Genomic DNA, 18985 nt, shown 5'->3' on the forward strand with positions numbered 1-18985 from the left:
CCAAGGCGAACAACCATGGCCTGACTGGAATGGCACGTTGCAACAAATGTGGGAGCGGGCTTGCCCCGCGAAGCGCCGCGCGGGCGGCGCTCGATCTCACATGCGCCAACCCCCTCAAGGCATGCACCCGCTAGCCACACCTCCTCCAGCCATACACCTACCACCCCCCACCAACCCACCCCCCCCCACGTCGCCCCCTCGACACTTCCTGTCGCTTTGTCGTCACAAGCTGTCGCCCCACTGTAAATTTATCCGTAACGCCGGTAGAATCGATCCCTTTCCGTACAACCCCGTGGAGTGATGGCATGGCGGACGTAAAAAAGGTCGTACTGGCGTATTCCGGCGGCCTTGATACTTCGGTGATTCTCAAGTGGCTGCAGGATACCTATGACTGCGAAGTGGTGACCTTCACCGCTGACCTGGGTCAGGGCGAAGAAGTCGAGCCGGCTCGCGCCAAAGCCCAGGCAATGGGCGTCAAAGAGATCTACATCGACGACCTGCGCGAAGAGTTCGTGCGTGATTTCGTCTTCCCGATGTTCCGCGCCAACACCGTCTACGAAGGCGAGTACCTGCTGGGTACGTCCATCGCCCGCCCGCTGATCGCCAAGCGCCTGATCGAAATCGCCAACGAAACCGGCGCTGACGCCATTTCCCATGGCGCCACCGGCAAAGGCAACGACCAGGTACGTTTCGAGCTGGGTGCCTACGCGCTCAAGCCAGGCGTCAAGGTCATCGCCCCATGGCGCGAGTGGGACCTGCTGTCCCGCGAAAAGCTGATGGATTACGCCGAGAAGCACGGCATCCCGATCGAGCGTCACGGCAAGAAGAAATCGCCGTACTCGATGGACGCCAACCTGCTGCACATCTCCTATGAAGGCGGTGTCCTGGAAGATACCTGGACCGAGCACGAAGAAGACATGTGGCGCTGGAGCGTCTCGCCAGAGAACGCACCGGACCAGGCAACCTACATCGAGCTGACCTACCGCAATGGTGACATCGTCGCCATCGACGGCGTCGAGAAGAGCCCAGCCACCGTCCTGGCCGACCTGAACCGCATCGGCGGTGCCAACGGCATCGGCCGCCTGGATATCGTGGAAAACCGTTACGTCGGCATGAAGTCGCGCGGCTGCTACGAAACCCCGGGCGGCACCATCATGCTCAGGGCTCACCGCGCCATCGAATCGATCACCCTGGACCGTGAAGTCGCTCACCTGAAAGATGAGCTGATGCCCAAGTACGCCAGCCTGATCTACACCGGCTACTGGTGGAGCCCGGAGCGTCTGATGCTTCAGAAGATGATCGACGCTTCGCAGGTCAACGTGAACGGCGTTGTGCGCCTGAAGCTGTACAAAGGCAATGTCACCGTTGTCGGGCGCAAGTCGGACGACTCGCTGTTCGATGCCAACATCGCGACCTTTGAAGAAGATGGCGGCGCCTACAACCAGGCGGATGCGGCTGGCTTCATCAAGCTGAATGCGCTGCGCATGCGTATTGCTGCGAACAAAGGCCGCGGGATGCTCTAAGCGCCTCAGGCTGTTGAAAGAACCCTGGCTCCGGCCGGGGTTTTTTTTGCGCGAAAGGCCGTATATTCACTTCATCAGCTGAGCCGCATTTTCCGGTAGCTCGCTTGTGGACAGGCGAAAACACTGCTGATTGTCCAAGTTGCAAAATATCCAGTTGGCGCCTACGAGTTGAGGTTCTGAAACGGCCCGGAGTAGATGTTCCTGGATCAGTTTCTGTGCATCGGGGCCGGACAGCATGAGTGTCACAGGCTGAACTGTGGATGAGAGTGTTTCAGGGTTTTCGTTGGGTCGGTCAGACTGGGCCGTTAATGGTTGCGCATCAATTGTCGCAGGTGGTGTAGCCGCCTCAGTTGCAGTACCCGCTTCTTCGGGTTTGTAGAGTGACTTGTAATTGAAGTTGAGTGTCAGGAAAAAAAGCGCGGTAAGAAAAAACGGAAAACCCACTAGAAACCAAGTGTAGAGTCCCTGACTTTTTTCGCTGAGAAATGGAAGAGTTGCCAATGCAGAGGACTCGATGATCCCGGCAAAGATGGCGATGATCGTCAGTGGGGCTGCGGGCTGGGTTGCAGTCATGATGTGGGCCTCCTGCGGTTTTCTAATCAATACCCTAGCGAGGCGATCAACTAAATGATGGACTGTTTCCGGACGGTGAAATTGATCCCGACGTCGAGCTGCTGGATTTACCCATTTGTGGTTGGCTAAACCCGCCAGTGCAGCGGATTTTTCCTGTCATGCTGTTTGATATTCAGACGATTCAAATGCACGGGAAAATATGCATCTATGCTTGGGGGTAAATTTTATCCTGTAGGAAAATTCCGAAAGCGATGTAAGGTTGATCTATTCGTCTGTTTGCGCGGGAAATTGACACGCCATTGAACCCCCTGCTCGGTTATGGTGTCCCGACGTCAACGCAAAATAATGAATGAATGGATATCGCATGAATAAAGTCCTTATCGTGGATGATCATCCGGTCATACGCTTGGCAGTGCGCATGCTGATGGAGCGGCATGGCTACGATGTGGTCGCGGAAACCGACAATGGCGTGGCTGCTTTGCAGCTTACCCGGGAGCACCTGCCGGATATCGTGGTGCTTGATATCGGCATTCCCAAACTTGACGGGCTCGAGGTGATTGCCCGCATGGCTTCGGCCAGCCCGTGCAGCCGTGTGCTGGTGCTTACTTCACAATCCCCGGGGCATTTCTCGATGCGCTGCATGCAGGCGGGGGCATCAGGTTATGTGTGCAAGCAGCAGGAGCTCACCGAACTGCTCAGTGCAATCAAGGCCGTGTTGTCGGGCTACAGCTATTTCCCCAACCAGGCTTTGCACAAGTCACGCGGGCAAGTGGGGGGCGTTAGTGAGACCGAGATGGTCAGCCGCCTTTCAGCGCGGGAAATGATGGTGCTGCAGCAGCTGGCGCGTGGCAAATCCAACAAGGACATCGCCGACAGCATGTTCCTCAGCAACAAGACAGTCAGTACCTACAAGACCCGTTTGCTGCTCAAGCTCAACGCCCATTCGCTGGTGGACCTGATCGAGCTTGCTCAGCGGCATGGCCTTACCTGACATTCGAGGAGCGCAAAGCCTCCGTGTGGGAGGCTTTTTTTTGGTCCGGGCTACAGGTCGTAGTCGAAATCGGCGAGTTGCCGCTGCAGGCGTCGTTCTTCGAGGAGGTTGTCGATGGTCCGGCGCTTGCTCAGGTTGGTCTTGGCGGGTTCTACCTGGGGCTCGGCATCATCGTCAGTGGTGGCAAAGTCATCTTCGATCGACAGCTCGTCTTTATCGGTACTCATGAGTCGCTCCAAGCCAAAGGGCCATTGGCCGTCCTTATAACCAGAAAGCGAACGTTGGTAAAAAAGATTTTTTCAATCGAAACCGCTACCTAATCACTATCGGATCAATCGTCCGACGTTTTCAGCTTGTACTCGCACAAGTCCTCAATGCGGCAGCTGCCGCAGCGGGGCTTGCGCGCCTGGCACACATAGCGCCCATGCAGGATGAGCCAGTGGTGCGCATCGATCAGGTAATCCTTGGGTACGAACTTGAGCAACTTCTTCTCGACCTCCAAGACCGTCTTGCCAGGTGCGATACCGGTGCGATTGCTTACCCTGAAAATATGCGTATCGACTGCCATGGTGGGCTGGCGGAATGCGGTGTTGAGCACCACGTTGGCGGTCTTGCGGCCTACGCCCGGCAGCGCCTCCAGTGCTTCGCGGGTCTGCGGCACTTCACCGTCGTGGCGCTCGATCAGCAAGCGGCAAGCTTCAATGACGTTCTTCGCTTTGCTGTTATACAGCCCGATGGTCTTGATGTACTCGCTCAAACCTTCGACGCCGAGCGCGTAGATGGCTTGCGGGGTATTGGCAACCGGGAACAGGCGGGCGGTGGCCTTGTTGACGCCGACATCGGTGGACTGTGCAGAGAGGGTCACGGCGACCAGCAACTCGAAAGGGGTCGTATAAGCCAGTTCCGTTTTGGGGTCGGGGTTATCTTCGTGCAGCCTGCGAAAGATCTCCAGGCGTTTGGCGGCATTCATGGGGTCAACGCTTTCCTTGACGACGTGAGGGGGCTGGGCCCGGACGCAGGCGATTGTACAAGGCCAACAGCAAACCGAGCAGTAGCAGCGCGCCAGGCGCCAGGCTGGCGATGTGCAGGTTCAGGCCATTTTCCAGCCATTGGCGGCTGGCACCGAGCAACAGGCACAGGCCCAGCAAGCCAGCCAGGTGCACACTCAGCTGGCGCCAGCGGCCCTGCTCAGGCAGCAGGCGGTCCATAGCCAGGCATTGAACGCAGATCAGTGCCGGGAAGTCGCCGAGCGCCAAGGCAAGCGGTAGGGCCCAGGCGCGCAGGGCAAGTTGCAGACAACAGGCCAGGGCAGCCACCAGCAGCAGGCTCGCCAGCCCATACATCGCCCCGTCGAGCCTTGGGCGAAGAGGGTGCAGCAATGTCTGGTGCAGCACTGTCAGCAGCAGCATGCTGATGCCGATGACCGCTGCTTGCATGAATGTCCGGGTAGCGCCCAGCAGCGGCGCAAGGCTTGCCACCAGCAAGTAGGACCTAGTCATGTTCAGGGCCCCCGAGCAGCTGCGTGCGATGTTGGTCAACGTAGCGCAACGCGTCGTGCTGTGCCTCGATGACCGCGCGCGAGGTAACGGTCGCTCCGGCCAATTGATCGAAGTCGCCCTGGTCGCGCTTGAGTGCCCAGCGGGCGTCAAGCCGACGGTTGGCGAACTGCGCCAGCCAATTCACGTGCGGGTCGCTGATGCGCCCACCGAGGCCGGGGCTTTCCTGTTGATCGATCACTCGGGTGCCGATCAGGCGGCCATCCGCAGCGATGGCAAGGCTCAGCCGTATGGGCCCGGCGTAACCCTGTACCTGGCTCACCAGGATCAACGCTGTAGCCGCCGTGCCGCGGGTTGCGCGATAGGCGGCCAATATCCGGCTATTCGGCGGCTGCGCCCCCGGCAGCGGCAGGGGGTTGCTCAATGGCCTGTTGTCGTAGTTTTGGCCAGGCAGAACAGCGAGCAACTGGCGGGCTTGCAGTTGCTGTTCGGCATCGGCAATGGGCTTTCGGGTAAATTGCTGCCAGGTAACAGTGACCAGCAAAGCCAGCGCCCCGACCAGCAACACCCACAATGCGCTGCGCACAGGGCGGTTCATGGTGTGGCCTGCTGTTGCCGGGTGGCAAGCCGGTCCAGCGCCGGGGCTGCAAGGTTCATCAGCAGAATGGCAAACGCAGTGCCATCCGGGTAACTACCCCAGGTACGGATCACATAGATCAGCGCGCCGGCACCAACGCCGAACATCAACTTTGCCAAACCGGCCTTGGGGCCAGAAACCGGTTCGGTGGCAATGAAAAATGCCGCCAGCATGGTCGAGCCCGAGAACAGGTGCAGCAGTGGCGAGCCATTGGAGTCCGAGCCTGAGCCATTCCAGCCCAGTAAGCTGAATACGAATAACGCCGCCAAGAGGCCGGCCGGGGCATGCCAGCTGCAGACCTTGCGCTGTATCAGAAACACCCCGCCCAGAAGAAACGCCAGGTTCACCCATTCAATGCCGCGGCCGCCGAAATGGCCGAAGCCCGGGTGATGGGCGAACAGTTCATCGATGGTCAGGCTGAGATTGTGGCGAAGGCCGTCGAGCACGGTCGGCCCGGCCCATGCATCGATCTGTTCGCGACTGTCAAACACCAGGTTCAAGCTGTCGAAAAAACCTGGCGACTGGGCGGGCCAATGGCTCATCTGCAGCGGGAAGCTCAGCAGCACGAAGGCATAGCCGACCATCGCCGGGTTGAACGCGTTGCGTCCTACGCCGCCGAAGGCTTGCTTGCCTAGGCCAATGGCGATGGTGGCGGCAATCACCGGTAACCACCAAGGCGCCTGGGTGGGCAGGGCGAGCGCCAGCAGTATTGCGCTCACCAACGCGCTACCGTCGCTCAGTGCCGTTGCGACAGGCCGGCCTCGAAGCGTCAGGCACGCAGCTTCGCAGCAGGCTGCAGCGAGCATGCACAGCAGCAGGCTGAACAGCAGGCCCCACCCCAGCAGCCAGAACGATGCCAGCAAACCAGGAAGACAGGCCAGCAGCACCAGGCCCATTGCGTCGCGCAGCAGCCGTGGGTCAGGTGTGGTCATGAGCCAGTCTCATTGCCCGAGTAAACCGTTGAGGCCTGAGAACGCCAGGGTCATGACACCTGCGCCGAGCAATGTGACAGGCAGGCCGCGCAATGCTTTCGGCACGTCAGGGTGTTTGCTACGCTGCATCAGGTCATCAAAAAGCACCAGGGCCAGCCAGAAACCCATCCCGGCGACTAAGCCGTAGCCCAGCGCGGCAAGCCATTCACGGTGCTCGCCGACGACCTGCAATGCAAGGCCCAGCAGCAAGGCATTGCTCACTATCGGCCAGGTCAGGTCTGCTGTGGGCCAATCAGGCCGTAACCTTGCCAGTGCTCGCGTTACACCCCAGGCGAGCAGTGCCATCCAAGGCAGCAGCAGGAACAAGCGCAGGTCCTGCAATTGCCAAGGCACCACGAGCAGACGCTCAAGCAGTTGCCCCCCAGTGACCCCACACACGATCGACAAGGCGCACGCCAGGCCGCACACGTGCAGGCGCAGCCGTGAGGCCGGCTGTTGTTGCAAAAGCAGATGGCTGAGCAGCGCTGCGCTGACCAGAACCAGGGCATGGTCATTCATGCCAATGACGATAGCCGGGAATCGCTGGCAACGTCCGGCAATACGCGAGGGGATGAAAAACCCCGGCACTGAGGCCGGGGCGGGGGAGGTTACTTGATGCGCTGGCCTGGCTTGGCGCCGCTGTCCGGGCTGAGCAGGTAGATCTCTTCGCCGCCAGGGCCTGCCGCCATGACCATGCCTTCGGACACACCGAAGCGCATTTTGCGTGGCTTGAGGTTGGCGACCATCATGGTCAGGCGGCCTTCAAGCTTGGACGGGTCGGGGTAGGCCGACTTGATGCCCGAGAACACGTTGCGGTGTTCGTCACCTATATCCAGGGTCAGTTGCAGCAGCTTGTCGGCACCCGGCACCGCTTCGGCCTTGACGATCAGCGCCACGCGCAGGTCGACGGCGGCGAAGGTGTCGAATTCGATTTCCGCCGACAGCGGGTCCTTGGCCAGTTCGCCGTTGCCGGCGGGTGCCTGGGCCTGGCCGCCAGCTGCCAGCAAGTCTTCCTTGCTGGCGGCGATCATGGCTTCGACCTTGGCCGGTTCGATGCGGCTCATCAGTGCCTTGAACGGGTTGAGCGGGTGGTTTTCCAGGCGCGACTGGTGGTCGTTCCAGCTCAGCGGCGCGACATTGAGGAACGCCTCGGCGTCGGCGGCCAGTACCGGCAGCACCGGCTTGAGGAAAATCACCAGTTGGCGGAACAGGTTGATGCCCTGGGCGCAGATTGCCTGGACTTCGTCCTGCTTGCCTTCCTGCTTGGCCAGCGACCACGGTGCCTTGTCGGCGATCCAGGCGTTGGCACGGTCAGCCAGGGCCATGATTTCGCGCATGGCACGGCCAAAGTCACGGGCCTCGTAGGCTTCGGCGATGGACGGGGCCGCAGCGAGGAACGCTTCGCTCAGCTCTGGCGCAGCGTCGCCGGCAACCATCACGCCGTCATTGCCCTTGTGAATGAAGCCGGCGCAGCGGCTGGCGATGTTGACCACCTTGCCGACCAGGTCGGAGTTGACCTTCTGCACGAAGTCTTCGAGGTTCAGGTCCAGGTCATCGACGCCACGGCCGAGCTTGGCGGCGTAGTAGTAACGCAGGTATTCAGGCTGCAGGTGGTCCAGGTAGGTGCGGGCCTTGATGAAGGTGCCGCGCGACTTGGACATCTTGGCGCCGTTGACGGTCAGGTAACCGTGCACGTTGACCGCGGTCGGCTTGCGGAACCCTGCGCCTTCGAGCATGGCTGGCCAGAACAGGGCGTGGAAGTTGACGATGTCCTTGCCGATGAAGTGGTACAGCTCGGCTTTCGAGCCTTCGTTCCAGAACGCATCGAAGTCCAGCTCAGGGCGGCGCGCGCACAGGTTCTTGAAGCTGGCCATGTAGCCGATCGGGGCATCCAGCCACACGTAGAAATACTTGCCTGGCTCGCCCGGGATCTCGAAGCCGAAGTACGGCGCGTCACGCGAGATGTCCCATTCCTGCAGACCGGCGTCCAGCCATTCGGCCAGCTTGTTGGCCACGGCGTCCTGCAGCGTGCCGCTGCGGGTCCACTGCTGCAGCATGGCCTGAAAGTCCGGCAGCTTGAAGAAGAAGTGCTGCGAGTCGCGCAGCACCGGCGTGGCGCCGGAGATTGCCGACTTGGGGTTCTTCAGCTCGGTCGGCGCGTAGGTGGCACCGCATTTTTCGCAGTTGTCGCCGTACTGGTCTTCGGCCGCGCACTTGGGGCAGGTGCCCTTGATGAAGCGGTCGGCCAGGAACATGCCCTTCTCAGGGTCGAAGTACTGGGTGACCGAACGGGTGGCGATGTGCCCGGCGTCGCGCAGACGCGAGTAGATCATGCCCGACAGTTCGCGGTTTTCGTCGCTGTGGGTGGAGTGGAAATTGTCGAAATCCACCAGGAAGTCGGCGAAGTCGCTGCTGTGCTCGGCCTGGACGTTGGCGATCAGCTGCTCCGGGGTGATGCCTTCCTTTTCGGCGCGCAACATGATGGCCGAACCGTGGGCGTCGTCGGCGCAGACATAGATGCACTGGTTGCCGCGCATTTTCTGGAAGCGAACCCACATGTCCGTCTGAATGTACTCAAGCATATGGCCAAGGTGGATGGACCCATTGGCATAGGGCAGGGCGCTGGTGACGAGAATCTGGCGTGGCTCGGACATGGTGGCTCGGCTACTTATATGGCTCGGGTAAAAATGAGGGTGATCGGCCACTATAAAGGGCCGGCGAATATATTTCACCCCATGGACGCAACTGCTGACGATTGACGGGTTAGGATAGGCGTCTGTTTGACTATCCGTTTGCCAATGGGAGCCTCCATGAGTGCCGTCACCCGTGCCGCCGTCGAAGGCGTGCTTCGCCAGTACACCGACCCTTATCTGAACCAGGACCCGGTCAGCGCCGGCTGTGTGCGCGCCATCGATATCCAGGGCGGGCAGGTCGCTGTGCAGTTGCAACTGGGGTATGCCGCCGGTCTGTTCAAGAACGGCTGGGCCCAGGTGTTGCAGACCGCGATAGAGAACCTCGACGGTGTCAGTTCGGCCCAGGTATCGATCGACTGCGTGGTCGCCGCGCACAAGGCCCAGGCCCAGGTGCCGGCCATGGCCAACGTCAAGAACATCGTTGCCGTGGCCTCGGGCAAGGGCGGTGTCGGCAAATCGACCACGGCCGCCAACCTGGCCTTGGCCCTGGCCCGCGAAGGGGCCCGGGTGGGCATCCTCGACGCCGATATCTACGGCCCCAGCCAGGGTGTGATGTTCGGTATCGCCGAAGGCACCCGGCCGCAGATTCGCGAGCAGAAGTGGTTCGTGCCGATCAAGGCGCATGGTGTCGAGGTCATGTCGATGGCATTTCTCACCGATGACAACACGCCGATGGTATGGCGTGGCCCGATGGTGTCCGGTGCGCTGCTGCAATTGGTGACCCAGACGGCTTGGGACGACCTCGATTACCTGGTTATCGACATGCCGCCGGGTACCGGCGATATCCAGCTGACGCTGGCGCAGAAGGTCCCGGTGGCGGGTTCGGTGATCGTTACCACGCCGCAAGACCTGGCGCTGCTGGATGCGAAGAAAGGCGTGGAGATGTTCCGCAAGGTCAACATCCCGGTGCTGGGTGTGGTCGAGAACATGGCGGTGCACATCTGCTCCAACTGCGGCCATGCCGAGCACCTGTTCGGTGAAGGTGGTGGCGAGAAGCTGGCGGCGCAGTATGGTGTCGAGCTGCTGGCTTCACTGCCGCTATCGATGCTGATCCGTGAGCAAGCCGACAGCGGCAAGCCGACTGCGATTGCCGAGCCAGAAAGCCAGATTGCCATGGTCTATCAGGAACTGGCCCGCCAGGTGGGTGCACGGATCGTCTTGCAAGAAGCGGCGGCACCCGCGATGCCGAGCATTACCATTAGCGAAGACTGACGCATTTTTGTGGGAGCGGCCTTGTGCCGCGAAAGGGCCGCAAAGCGGCCCCAGCAATATGTGGTTGGATCACATAGCTTGGGGCGCTTCGCACCCCTTTCCGACCGGTCCGGCGCGCCGGCAAGGCCGCTCCTGGACAGGCATAAAAAAACCCGCCAGAAGGCGGGTTTTTTTGAAAGCTAGGAAGCTAAATCGCTTAGGCGATTTGAACTTCTTCAGCCTGCATGCCTTTCTGGCCGCGGGTAGCGACGAAAGTAACAGCCTGGCCTTCTTTCAGGGTTTTGAAGCCGTCAGCTTGGATGGCTTTGAAGTGCACGAACAGATCGTCGCCCGACTGAGGGGTGATGAAGCCGTAGCCTTTCTCATCGTTGAACCACTTAACGGTACCGGATTGACGGTTGGACATTTTTCTGTCTCCTTGGACAAAGTAGATAACGGTCAGGAAAAACCCTGGCCGGGACTGAGTGCAAAGAGAGCAGAAAATTCAGCGATGGTGCGATCAGGATCGTGCATCAAACTAGAGATTCTCGGTGTCACGTGCAGCACAGTGGCGTCACCTTAACCCACTTTCCACGAGCTGCCAATCTCCAAAATAGCCTTTGATGAAATTCGGATCGGCGGCGGCCGCAAGCCCCGTCTGGCGCGGGATGCGGGATGGAACTTTAACCTGAGCGCGGGGACCGGTAAGATGCGCCTTTCGTTTTTTCACCTCGCAACTCTCAGGACACCCCCGCCATGAGCATCAAATCGGACAAGTGGATTCGCCGCATGGCGCAGGAACACGGCATGATCGAACCGTTCGTCGAGCGCCAGGTGCGCGGCGAGCACGACAGCCGGGTGATCTCGTTCGGCGTTTCCAGCTACGGATACGACGTGCGTTGCGCCGACGAATTCAAGGTGTTCACCAACATCAACTCGGCCACCGTCGACCCAAAGAACTTTGACGCCGGCAGCTTCGTCGACGTCAAGAGCGATGTCTGCATCATCCCGCCGAACTCCTTCGCCCTGGCCCGTACCGTCGAGTACTTCCGCATCCCGCGCAACGTGCTGACCATCTGCCTGGGCAAGAGCACCTATGCGCGTTGCGGCATCATCGTCAACGTCACGCCACTCGAGCCGGAGTGGGAAGGCCACGTGACCCTGGAATTCTCCAATACCACCACACTGCCGGCGAAGATCTACGCCAATGAAGGCGTAGCGCAGATGCTCTTCCTCGAATCCGATGAAGAGTGCGAAGTGTCGTACAAGGACCGTGGTGGCAAGTATCAGGGCCAGCGCGGCGTCACCCTGCCACGCACCTGAGCCGACGAGCGCGGGGAATTAGTTCTCGCTTGGGCACTCCAAGTTACTGAACAGTGCTGCCATGCATGATGCGTGGCGGCCCTAGTCAGGAGTTACCCATGAAACTCGATCCCGCAATCAGTGCAAAGCTGGCTGTGCTGCAGCCCAACCATATCGGCATGCTGGCGTGGTCTCTGCTGGCCCATCCTGCGCCGATGCACCTTGGCGGCGTACCCGGTCAGCCTGGCCCGGATACCCCGCAACCCGCCCAGCCTGGGGATACACCACCCATGGAACCGGGCGAGCCAACCCTGCCCGATGAACCGCCTCCTGCCCCTGTGGCCTGAACGGCCCGTTCAGTCAGAGCTGCAATGGCCAGACCTGGTCCGCGCCGGCAAGGTAGATGCGGTTGCCCTGGTTCTGCTCGACATTCCAGCCGCCAGTGAATTCACCAAACGCCGGTAACAGGCTGACCTGACCCATGACGAAACAGGGCAGCCTCAGCCGCTGGCGGGCGCGACCACGCAGGACGTATACCGGGTGTACATGGCCTGACAACACCGGGTGGTCCGGGTGTGTTTCAGGTTCGTGCTGCAGCGCGAATGGCGGCAGTACCCAAGGTTCATCTTGAACCTCGATGCCAAGCTGTGCGGGTGGATCACCTGCATGGCGATCGTGGTTGCCACGTACCAGCACGATGCGCAACCCTGCATGGCGCGTCCGCCAAGCCTGTAGCTTGGCCATCGTTGCCGCGGTCCGGCCCGTTCGCGCATGCAGGAAGTCGCCCAGCACGATCAACATCTCGCACTCACAGGCTGCAAGCAGTGCATCCAGGCGCTGGAGCGTGGCTTCGGTGGTGCCGCGTGGTACGGGTTGGTGCAATGCGCGGTAACTGGCAGCCTTGCCGATATGCACGTCGGCTACCAGCAGAGCGCGACGGGCTGGCCAGTAAAGGGCACGGTCAGGCATCAACCACAGTGTTTGCCCGCAATGTTCGATGGCCAGGTGTTCACTCACGTCGTTCTGCTCGCGGCTTTTTCAAGGTCGGCGACCATCCGCGCAATGCGATCCGCCAGCTTCTCTGTGCTCAGGGTTTCTCGCATGCCTTCCACCAGCAGCGTGAACGCCAGTGGCCCTGGCCGTCGCAGTTCGCGCATGTCCAGGCGCAGCCGGCTCATTTTGGCCAATTGACCCTGCAATCGTTCGATTTCCAGTTCCTCTCGTAGCACTTCGTCCCGTGCCTGGCCCAGCAGCAGGTTGCCGGCATCATGCTTGCGAAAGACCTCGAAGAACAGCCCGCTCGACGCCTGGATCTGCCGAGTGCTCTTTTGCGCCGCCGGGTACCCGCCAAACACCAGCCCGGAAATCTGGGCGATTTCACGAAAGCGTCGCAAGGCCATTTCACTGGCGTTCAGGCTGGCCAGCACATCATCCAGCAGATCCTCGCCGGACAACGCCGCAGGCAGATGGGTGGCCCAGTCCACGGGGCTAGGGCTGAGCAGCTCGAAGCCGTAGTCACTAACGGCAATGGAGACCGACAGCGGTTGGTGGCGGCTGATCCGCCAGGCGATCAGGTTGGCCAGGCCCAGGTTGGCCATGCGCCCGGCAAAGGGGTACAGAAACAGGTGTGAGCCTTGGCGTGTGGCAAGCGTTTCGGCCAACAGCGTCTGTGTGCTGGGCAAGGCTGACCACTGCCCTTGAAGCGTGAGCAATGGGCGCACCGCGCGCATCTCCGGGTCGTCGAAATGGCCGCGGGCGGCGGCATCGAGCTTTTCCACCAAGGCATCGGCCAGTTCGCTGGAAAGCGGCATTCGCCCGCCATTCCAGCGGGCGATGGCGGCTTTGCGGGCAGTGCTGCGGCGCACGTAGGCAGTCATGTTCTCTACGCGCACCAGCTCTAGTACACGCCCGGCAAAGACCAGGGTGTCGCCTGGGCGCAGGCGGGCGATGAACGCTTCTTCGACACTGCCCAGGTGTTTGCCGCCGCCACCTTTGCTCCAGTATTTGAGCTGCAGGCTGGCGTCGCTGACGATGGTGCCGATGCCCATGCGATGGCGCCGCGCCAGACGCTCGCTGGCGACCCGCCAGACACCATCGGCGTGGGCTTCGACGCGTTGGTAGTCAGGGTAGGCGCTGAGTGAGCTGCCGCCATGGCTGACGAAGTCCAGCGCCCACTGCCATTGGCTGTCACGCAGCTCGCGAAATGCCCAGGTGCTGCGCACTTCAGCAAGCAGTTCGGCTGGGCGAAACCCACTGCCCAGTGCCATAGAGACCAGGTGCTGGACCAGCACATCCATGCACAGGCGCGGCGAGCGGCGTGCTTCGATATGCCCCGCAGCCAAGGCGTTGCGTGCCGCTGCGGCCTCCACCAGTTCCAGGCTGTGGGTGGGCACCAGGGTGATCCGCGACTGACGCCCCGGCGCATGCCCGGAGCGCCCGGCGCGCTGCATCAGGCGAGCGATACCTTTGGCCGAGCCAATTTGCATGACCCGCTCCACTGGCAGGAAATCCACCCCCAAGTCCAGGCTGGACGTGCAGATCACGGCCTTGAGCGCACCCTGTTTGAGGCTGAGTTCCACCCAGTCGCGGGTCGCGCGGGCTAATGAGGCATGGTGCAGGGCGATTTGCCCGGCCCAGTCGGGGCGGGCGTCGAGCAAGGCCTGGTACCACAGCTCGGCCTGGGCGCGGGTATTGGTGAACACCAGGCTGCTGGCACTGCCGTCGAGCTCACGGGCGACCGGGTCGAGCATTTTCAGGCCCATGTGGCCGGCCCAGGGGAAGCGTTCGATGGCCTCGGGCAGCAGGGTATCGACAATAAGGCGCTTGTCCTGGCGGCCTCGCACCAATTGGCCGCCCTCGGGCAACAGCACCTCGAGCGCATGGGGCAGGTTGCCCAAGGTGGCCGAGAGCCCCCAGGTCACCAGGCGCGGGTGCCAGCGGCGCAGGCGGGCAAGGGCCAGTTGCAGTTGCACGCCGCGCTTGTTGCCCAGCAGTTCGTGCCATTCGTCCACCACCACCAGGCGCAGGTGGGCGAAGTCCTCGCAGGCTTGTGCCCGGGTCAGCAGCAGGGTCAGGCTTTCGGGGGTGGTGATCAAGGTGCTCGGCAGGCGCCTGGCTTGCCGGGCGCGCTCGGCGCTGCCGGTGTCACCGCTGCGCACACCGACGCTCCAGTTCAGGCCGAGCTCATCCAGTGGTGCTTGCAAGGCCCGGGCGGTATCTGCGGCCAGCGCGCGCATGGGGGTGATCCACAGCACTTGCAACGGCGCGGGCTGGCGGCCTGGGGCAGGCTGGGCAAAGGCGCGCAGCGCCGCAAGCCATACCGCGTAAGTCTTGCCGGCACCAGTGCTGGCATGCAGCAACCCCGATTCGCCGCGGCCGACCGCCGCCCAGACTTGCCGCTGGAAGGCGAAGGGCTTCCAGCCGCGTGCGGTGAACCAGGCATTGGCTAGGTCTGTTTGGGCGGGCATGCGGGCGCGGTGTCCTTCGAGGGCTGTGCTTATAAGGACCACCCGCCCGGTGCATTGGTTTTACCGAGTCAGTTCGCCAGCAGATAGCCGCTGCGGCACACCTGTTGACCTGCTACGTGGGCAATGACCATTCCGGCCGTGGCCATGCGCCGCACGCTGCGGGCATACAGCAGGCCGGGCTGGCTGTTGCGCACGGCGGTCACCCGGTCGCTGAGCGGGTCGATGACTTCGGCGATAAGTTGGCCAGCCTCAAGCTGCTGGCCAGGCCGGGCGTGATACACCAGCAGCCCACCGAGCGGGGCCGATACCGGTTCGACAGCGGCCAGTGGGGTAGCGGGGCTGGGCAGTGCCGGCAAGGGCGCGGGTGTACCCGCTAGGACGCCCGCGTGGGTGAGGTAATCAAGGATCGCCTGGCAATCCTTGCTTGCCAGGTCATGGCTGACGTCGGCCTGGCCACGCAGTTCGACGGTCACCGCGACGCTGCCCAACGGGATCGGGAAGCGCTTGCCGAAGCGTTGCTGCAGCTGCCACCAGACCAGGCTGAAGCATTCATCGAACGACTGCCCGCCGGAATCGGTGGCCAGCAGGCTGGCCTGGGCCCCCAGGTAGCGGGCCAGCGGCTCGACCTGTGGCCAGGCTTCCGGGGTGGTATAAAGGTGTTCGACCGCCTCGAAGTCGCAGTGCAGGTCGAGGACCAGGTCTGCATCGCAGGCCAGCCGCTGCAGGATCAGGCGCTGAGACTGCAGCGGCGTAAGCGCCGGGTGGGCATCCAGGCCGCGGCGCAGGTACTCGCGAATCAGCGCGAGGTTGTGCGCGGGGTCCTGGGTCAGATGCCCCTCGATCTGGTCGCCGATGCTGTCGGAAAGGTCGACGAAATTGCGGTTGAAGTTCTCGCCACTTTGCAGCTCGAAACGGCCCAGCGGCGCATCCAGCATCACCTGCTCCAGGCCCACCGGGTTGGCCACGGGCACCAGGATGATTTCGCGGCGCAGGCGCCCTTGCTGTTCCAGCTCGCCCAGGCGGCGCTTGAGGTGCCAGGCCACCAGCATGCCCGGCAGTTCGTCGGCATGCAGTGAGGCCTGGATATACACCTTGGCGCCACCGCGCGGGCCGAAGTGGAAACTGTGCAGTTGGCGAGTGATGCCGGGTACGGGGGACAGCAAGTCGTGGGTCGAATGGTGCATGGTGGTCCTGATTACGTGGCGAAAACGGTCTGCGACACGGGTCGGCACAAAGCTAAGCATAATTTTGCCGGCTGTGCCTGTCTGCGCGTCTTGCCACGGTGTGCGGTCAGGCCAGCAGTGCCTGCAAGGTCGCCAGGTCGTCCGCCTCGGCGACCGGTTTATCCTGGCGCCAGCGCAACATGCGTGGGAAGCGCACGGCGATGCCGCTCTTGTGCCGCTTGGACAGTGCGATACCCTCGAAGCCCAGCTCGAACACCAGCGTCGGGGTCACGCTGCGCACCGGGCCGAAGGTTTCTACCGTGGTCTTGCGGATGATGGCATCCACCTTGCGCATTTCTTCATCGCTGAGGCCCGAGTAGGCCTTGGCGAACGGGACCAACGCACGCTCCGGGCTACCGGGTGGCGCGTTCCAGACGGCGAAGGTGTAGTCGCTGTACAGGCTGGCGCGTCGGCCATGGCCGCGTTGGGCGTAAATCAGCACCGCATCGACGCTGAACGGGTCGATCTTCCATTTCCACCATACCCCCATGTCCTTGGTTCGCCCCACACCGTACAAGGCGTCACGCTGCTTGAGCATGAGGCCCTCGACCCCCAGGCTGCGCGACTGTTCGCGCTGAACGGCGAGGTCTTGCCAGTCCTGCCCTTCCAGCAGCGGCGACAGCAGCACGGGGGCCAGTGGGTAGTCGGCGACCAGGCACTGCAACTGCTGACGGCGTTCGTGTTGTGGTCGGTTACGCCAGTCCTCGCCTTGCCACTCCAGCAAATCGTACGCCTGCAGTACCACGGGCGTGTCGGCCAGCAGCTTCTTGCCCAGGGTCTTGCGGCCAATGCGTTGCTGCAGCAGGGCGAACGGTTGCACGGCCAGCGCTTCGGCGGTGGCGCCGGGTTTCCAGACCAGGATCTCGCCGTCGAGGACGACGCCGTCCGGCAGGCTCTGCGCCAGGCTGTGCAGCTCCGGGAAGCGGTCGGTGATCAGCTCTTCGCCGCGCGACCACACCCACACCTGGCCATCGCGCTTGACCACCTGGGCGCGAATGCCATCCCACTTCCATTCGATCTGCCAGGCGCTGGGGGGGCCAAGCAGGTCGTCGAACTGCTCGGTGGGGGCTTGGAGGGCATGCGCCAGAAAGAACGGGTAAGGCTGGCCGCCGCGCTGGCTGTGCTCATCAGCCGATTCGGCGGCGATCAGCTTCTGGTAGCTGTCGGCAGTAGGGCGATGGCTGATGTCGGTGTAGCCGACCAGCCGCTGCGCCACGCGCTTGGCATCCAGCCCGGCCAGCTGGGCCAGGGCGCGGGTGACCAACAATTTGGACACGCCGACGCGAAAGCTGCCGGTGATCAGCTTCAAGCACAGCATCAGGCTGGGGCGGTCCAGTTGTGCCCACAGGGGAGGCAGGCGCTGCTGCACTTCTTCGGCGGGCAGCCCGCGAAGGGGGAGCAGGTGGCCTTCAACCCAATGGGCCAGGCCGTCGTCGCTGCCGTGCTGATTTTCAGGCAGCAGCAGCGATATGGTTTCCGCCAGATCGCCCACCGCCTGGTAGCTTTCCTCGAACAACCAATCGGGCAGGCCGGCCAGTGCCGTCGCCAGTTCGCGCAGTACGCGGGTAGGCACCAGCTGGCGTGGTCGGCCACCCGACAGGAAATACACGGCCCAGGCCGCATCTTCGGCAGGGGCGGCGGCAAAATAGTCGCGCAGCGCTTCGAGCTTGGCATTGCTGGACGTCGTGGCATCCAGCCGCAGGTAGAGTTGGGCGAAGGCTCTCATGCTCCGGCTTCCGTCGCGGGGGCGTCATCTTCCTCGCCATACTCGGTAACGAAGGCGCGGGCATCGAGGCCCTTTTCATTGAGCAAGCGCACCAGCACATTGACCGAGCCATGGGTCACCATCACCCGTTCGGCACCGGTCTGCTCGATGGCCCAGAGCAGGCCTGGCCAGTCAGCATGGTCGGACAACACGAAGCCACGGTCCACGCCGCGCCGGCGCCGCGTGCCGCGCAGCAGCATCCAGCCACTGGCGAAGGCATCGCTGTACTCGCCAAAGCGGCGCATCCAGCTGCTGCCTGCGGCAGAGGGGGGCGCCAGAACGATGGCTTGGCGCATGAGTGGGTCGTTTCGTGGCACATCACCCGCATAGAGGGTTTGCGGCAGGTACACACCCGCCTCGCGGTATACCTGGTTGAGGGGCTCCACCGCACCGTGCACCAGAATCGGCCCGATGCTGCTATCCAGGCCGTGCAGGATGCGCTGAGCCTTGCCGAAGGCGTAGCAGAACAATACGCTGGCCTTGCCCTGATCCCGGTTGGCCCGCCACCAGGCATTCACCCCGGCAAACACCTCGGCCTGGCTTGGCCAGCGGTAGATGGGCAAGCCGAAGGTCGATTCGGTGATGAAGGTGTGGCAGCGCACCGGCTCGAACGGGGCGCAGGTACCGTCGGGCTCGACCTTGTAGTCACCGGAGGCCACCCAGACCTCGCCCTCATGCTCCAGGCGCACCTGGGCCGAGCCCAGCACATGCCCGGCCGGGTGCAGGCTGATGGTGACGCCGTGGTGACGGATGCGTTCGCCGTAGTCCAGGGTCTGCAAGTCGATGTCCTGGCCAAGGCGGCTGCGCAAGATACCGGCGCCAGGGGTGGCGGTCAGGTAATGCGCGTTGCCGCGACGGGCATGGTCGCCATGGCCATGGGTGATGATGGCACGCGCCACCGGCCGCCACGGGTCGATGTAAAAATCACCGGGCGGGCAGTACAGGCCTTCGGGGCGGGCGATGACGAGGTCCATGGCGTAGGCACTGGTGGTTGGGGTTACCAGTTAGGAGCGGTGCCAGGGTTGGGAAGTTCGCAGAGGTTTGAGTTTGAGGTTAGGTGCCTGTCGCGAGTGCGGTGGCGCTCTTGCGATCGAGCGCCGCCCGCGCGGCGCTCGATCTCAAACCACCTGGAAGGCCAAAGGCGAGCACATCA

The 18985-nt window shown here is 62.5% G+C and carries 19 protein-coding genes; 5 read left to right on the forward strand and 14 right to left on the reverse strand.

All coding sequences use genetic code 11. From position 1 onward, the window contains the following. Positions 1-305: 305 nt before the first annotated feature. Positions 306-1523 (forward strand): argininosuccinate synthase, encoded by a 1218-nt coding sequence (locus tag ACFY68_RS24675; RefSeq protein WP_346614429.1) that lies wholly within the window; start codon positions 306-308, stop codon positions 1521-1523. A gap of 66 nt (positions 1524-1589) precedes the next feature. Here the strand turns inward: ACFY68_RS24675 and ACFY68_RS24680 are convergent, their stop codons facing one another. After that, a complete protein-coding gene (locus tag ACFY68_RS24680; protein ID WP_387532895.1) occupies positions 1590-2096 on the reverse strand; it encodes a hypothetical protein in 507 nt (168 codons plus the stop codon). Between the two features lie 364 nt (positions 2097-2460). Here ACFY68_RS24680 and ACFY68_RS24685 point away from each other — a divergent pair, with 364 nt between their 5' ends. Beyond that, the gene (locus tag ACFY68_RS24685) at positions 2461-3087 is read left to right on the forward strand and encodes a response regulator transcription factor (protein ID WP_346614427.1); all 627 of its coding nucleotides are present in this window, start codon (positions 2461-2463) and stop codon (positions 3085-3087) included. Between the two features lie 50 nt (positions 3088-3137). Here ACFY68_RS24685 and ACFY68_RS24690 read toward each other — a convergent pair whose 3' ends face one another. The 7 genes from ACFY68_RS24690 to metG form a co-directional block, all read right to left on the reverse strand. Next, positions 3138-3314 carry a PA3496 family putative envelope integrity protein gene (locus ACFY68_RS24690; RefSeq protein WP_346614426.1) on the reverse strand — a complete coding sequence of 59 codons (177 nt, stop codon included), beginning with the start codon at positions 3312-3314 and terminating at the stop codon, positions 3138-3140. 104 nt (positions 3315-3418) lie between these two features. Then, entirely contained in the window at positions 3419-4057 is a 639-nt protein-coding gene (gene nth, locus ACFY68_RS24695; RefSeq protein ID WP_387532899.1) for an endonuclease III, read from the reverse strand. A 4-nt stretch (positions 4058-4061) separates the two neighbouring features. Then, positions 4062-4586 (reverse strand): Rnf-Nqr domain containing protein, encoded by a 525-nt coding sequence (locus ACFY68_RS24700; RefSeq protein WP_387532902.1) that lies wholly within the window; start codon positions 4584-4586, stop codon positions 4062-4064. Continuing rightward, entirely contained in the window at positions 4579-5181 is a 603-nt protein-coding gene (locus tag ACFY68_RS24705) for an RnfABCDGE type electron transport complex subunit G (RefSeq protein ID WP_387532905.1), read from the reverse strand. Before ACFY68_RS24705 ends, ACFY68_RS24700 begins: the two co-directional genes overlap by 8 nt. After that, complete coding sequence (locus tag ACFY68_RS24710; protein ID WP_387532908.1) at positions 5178-6152, reverse strand: RnfABCDGE type electron transport complex subunit D; 975 nt, start codon at positions 6150-6152, stop codon at positions 5178-5180. The genes ACFY68_RS24705 and ACFY68_RS24710 overlap by 4 nt, the downstream gene beginning before the upstream one ends. A gap of 9 nt (positions 6153-6161) precedes the next feature. Continuing rightward, positions 6162-6710 carry an Rnf-Nqr domain containing protein gene (locus ACFY68_RS24715; protein ID WP_387532910.1) on the reverse strand — a complete coding sequence of 183 codons (549 nt, stop codon included), beginning with the start codon at positions 6708-6710 and terminating at the stop codon, positions 6162-6164. Positions 6711-6799: 89 nt separating this feature from the next. Continuing rightward, on the reverse strand, positions 6800-8845 hold the full coding sequence (gene metG / locus ACFY68_RS24720) for a methionine--tRNA ligase (RefSeq protein WP_387532912.1): 2046 nt from the start codon (positions 8843-8845) through the stop codon (positions 6800-6802). 156 nt (positions 8846-9001) lie between these two features. Here metG and apbC point away from each other — a divergent pair, with 156 nt between their 5' ends. Continuing rightward, positions 9002-10096 carry an iron-sulfur cluster carrier protein ApbC gene (gene apbC, locus ACFY68_RS24725; protein ID WP_387532915.1) on the forward strand — a complete coding sequence of 365 codons (1095 nt, stop codon included), beginning with the start codon at positions 9002-9004 and terminating at the stop codon, positions 10094-10096. A gap of 196 nt (positions 10097-10292) precedes the next feature. Here the strand turns inward: apbC and ACFY68_RS24730 are convergent, their stop codons facing one another. Beyond that, on the reverse strand, positions 10293-10502 hold the full coding sequence (locus ACFY68_RS24730; RefSeq protein ID WP_016488765.1) for a cold-shock protein: 210 nt from the start codon (positions 10500-10502) through the stop codon (positions 10293-10295). Between the two features lie 329 nt (positions 10503-10831). Here ACFY68_RS24730 and dcd point away from each other — a divergent pair, with 329 nt between their 5' ends. After that, positions 10832-11398, forward strand: a complete 567-nt coding sequence (gene dcd / locus ACFY68_RS24735) for a dCTP deaminase (RefSeq protein WP_012313046.1) — start codon at positions 10832-10834, stop codon at positions 11396-11398. Positions 11399-11496: 98 nt separating this feature from the next. Then, positions 11497-11724 (forward strand): hypothetical protein, encoded by a 228-nt coding sequence (locus ACFY68_RS24740; RefSeq protein ID WP_346614418.1) that lies wholly within the window; start codon positions 11497-11499, stop codon positions 11722-11724. 13 nt (positions 11725-11737) lie between these two features. Here ACFY68_RS24740 and pdeM read toward each other — a convergent pair whose 3' ends face one another. The 5 genes from pdeM to ACFY68_RS24765 form a co-directional block, all read right to left on the reverse strand. Further along, entirely contained in the window at positions 11738-12346 is a 609-nt protein-coding gene (pdeM, locus tag ACFY68_RS24745; protein WP_387533004.1) for a ligase-associated DNA damage response endonuclease PdeM, read from the reverse strand. A 44-nt stretch (positions 12347-12390) separates the two neighbouring features. Beyond that, positions 12391-14844, reverse strand: coding sequence for a ligase-associated DNA damage response DEXH box helicase (locus ACFY68_RS24750; protein ID WP_387532921.1), 2454 nt, complete (start codon positions 14842-14844; stop codon positions 12391-12393). Positions 14845-14912: 68 nt separating this feature from the next. After that, positions 14913-16028, reverse strand: a complete 1116-nt coding sequence (locus ACFY68_RS24755) for a succinylglutamate desuccinylase/aspartoacylase family protein (RefSeq protein ID WP_346614416.1) — start codon at positions 16026-16028, stop codon at positions 14913-14915. Between the two features lie 106 nt (positions 16029-16134). Further along, positions 16135-17793, reverse strand: coding sequence for an ATP-dependent DNA ligase (locus tag ACFY68_RS24760; protein ID WP_387532924.1), 1659 nt, complete (start codon positions 17791-17793; stop codon positions 16135-16137). Continuing rightward, on the reverse strand, positions 17790-18806 hold the full coding sequence (locus ACFY68_RS24765; RefSeq protein ID WP_387532927.1) for a ligase-associated DNA damage response exonuclease: 1017 nt from the start codon (positions 18804-18806) through the stop codon (positions 17790-17792). The genes ACFY68_RS24760 and ACFY68_RS24765 overlap by 4 nt, the downstream gene beginning before the upstream one ends. Between the last annotated feature and the right edge of the window lie 179 nt (positions 18807-18985).

This window comes from Pseudomonas sp. NPDC012596 (assembly GCF_042902325.1).
Lineage (GTDB): Bacteria > Pseudomonadota > Gammaproteobacteria > Pseudomonadales > Pseudomonadaceae > Aquipseudomonas.

Bases quoted from the DNA above. Each gene is read 5' to 3' on its own strand.
- ACFY68_RS24680 (WP_387532895.1), bottom strand. From the start codon at position 2,096: ATGACTGCAACCCAGCCCGCAGCCCCACTGACGATCATCGCCATCTTT.
- ACFY68_RS24740 (WP_346614418.1), top strand. From the start codon at position 11,497: ATGAAACTCGATCCCGCAATCAGTGCAAAGCTGGCTGTGCTGCAGCCC.
- ACFY68_RS24685 (WP_346614427.1), top strand. From the start codon at position 2,461: ATGAATAAAGTCCTTATCGTGGATGATCATCCGGTCATACGCTTGGCA.
- ACFY68_RS24690 (WP_346614426.1), bottom strand. From the start codon at position 3,314: ATGAGTACCGATAAAGACGAGCTGTCGATCGAAGATGACTTTGCCACC.
- ACFY68_RS24750 (WP_387532921.1), bottom strand. From the start codon at position 14,844: ATGCCCGCCCAAACAGACCTAGCCAATGCCTGGTTCACCGCACGCGGC.
- ACFY68_RS24710 (WP_387532908.1), bottom strand. From the start codon at position 6,152: ATGACCACACCTGACCCACGGCTGCTGCGCGACGCAATGGGCCTGGTG.
- nth (WP_387532899.1), bottom strand. From the start codon at position 4,057: ATGAATGCCGCCAAACGCCTGGAGATCTTTCGCAGGCTGCACGAAGAT.
- ACFY68_RS24755 (WP_346614416.1), bottom strand. From the start codon at position 16,028: ATGCACCATTCGACCCACGACTTGCTGTCCCCCGTACCCGGCATCACT.
- ACFY68_RS24715 (WP_387532910.1), bottom strand. From the start codon at position 6,710: ATGAATGACCATGCCCTGGTTCTGGTCAGCGCAGCGCTGCTCAGCCAT.
- ACFY68_RS24765 (WP_387532927.1), bottom strand. From the start codon at position 18,806: ATGGACCTCGTCATCGCCCGCCCCGAAGGCCTGTACTGCCCGCCCGGT.
- ACFY68_RS24675 (WP_346614429.1), top strand. From the start codon at position 306: ATGGCGGACGTAAAAAAGGTCGTACTGGCGTATTCCGGCGGCCTTGAT.
- ACFY68_RS24730 (WP_016488765.1), bottom strand. From the start codon at position 10,502: ATGTCCAACCGTCAATCCGGTACCGTTAAGTGGTTCAACGATGAGAAA.
- ACFY68_RS24700 (WP_387532902.1), bottom strand. From the start codon at position 4,586: ATGACTAGGTCCTACTTGCTGGTGGCAAGCCTTGCGCCGCTGCTGGGC.
- ACFY68_RS24705 (WP_387532905.1), bottom strand. From the start codon at position 5,181: ATGAACCGCCCTGTGCGCAGCGCATTGTGGGTGTTGCTGGTCGGGGCG.
- ACFY68_RS24760 (WP_387532924.1), bottom strand. From the start codon at position 17,793: ATGAGAGCCTTCGCCCAACTCTACCTGCGGCTGGATGCCACGACGTCC.
- apbC (WP_387532915.1), top strand. From the start codon at position 9,002: ATGAGTGCCGTCACCCGTGCCGCCGTCGAAGGCGTGCTTCGCCAGTAC.
- dcd (WP_012313046.1), top strand. From the start codon at position 10,832: ATGAGCATCAAATCGGACAAGTGGATTCGCCGCATGGCGCAGGAACAC.
- metG (WP_387532912.1), bottom strand. From the start codon at position 8,845: ATGTCCGAGCCACGCCAGATTCTCGTCACCAGCGCCCTGCCCTATGCC.
- pdeM (WP_387533004.1), bottom strand. From the start codon at position 12,346: ATGCCTGACCGTGCCCTTTACTGGCCAGCCCGTCGCGCTCTGCTGGTA.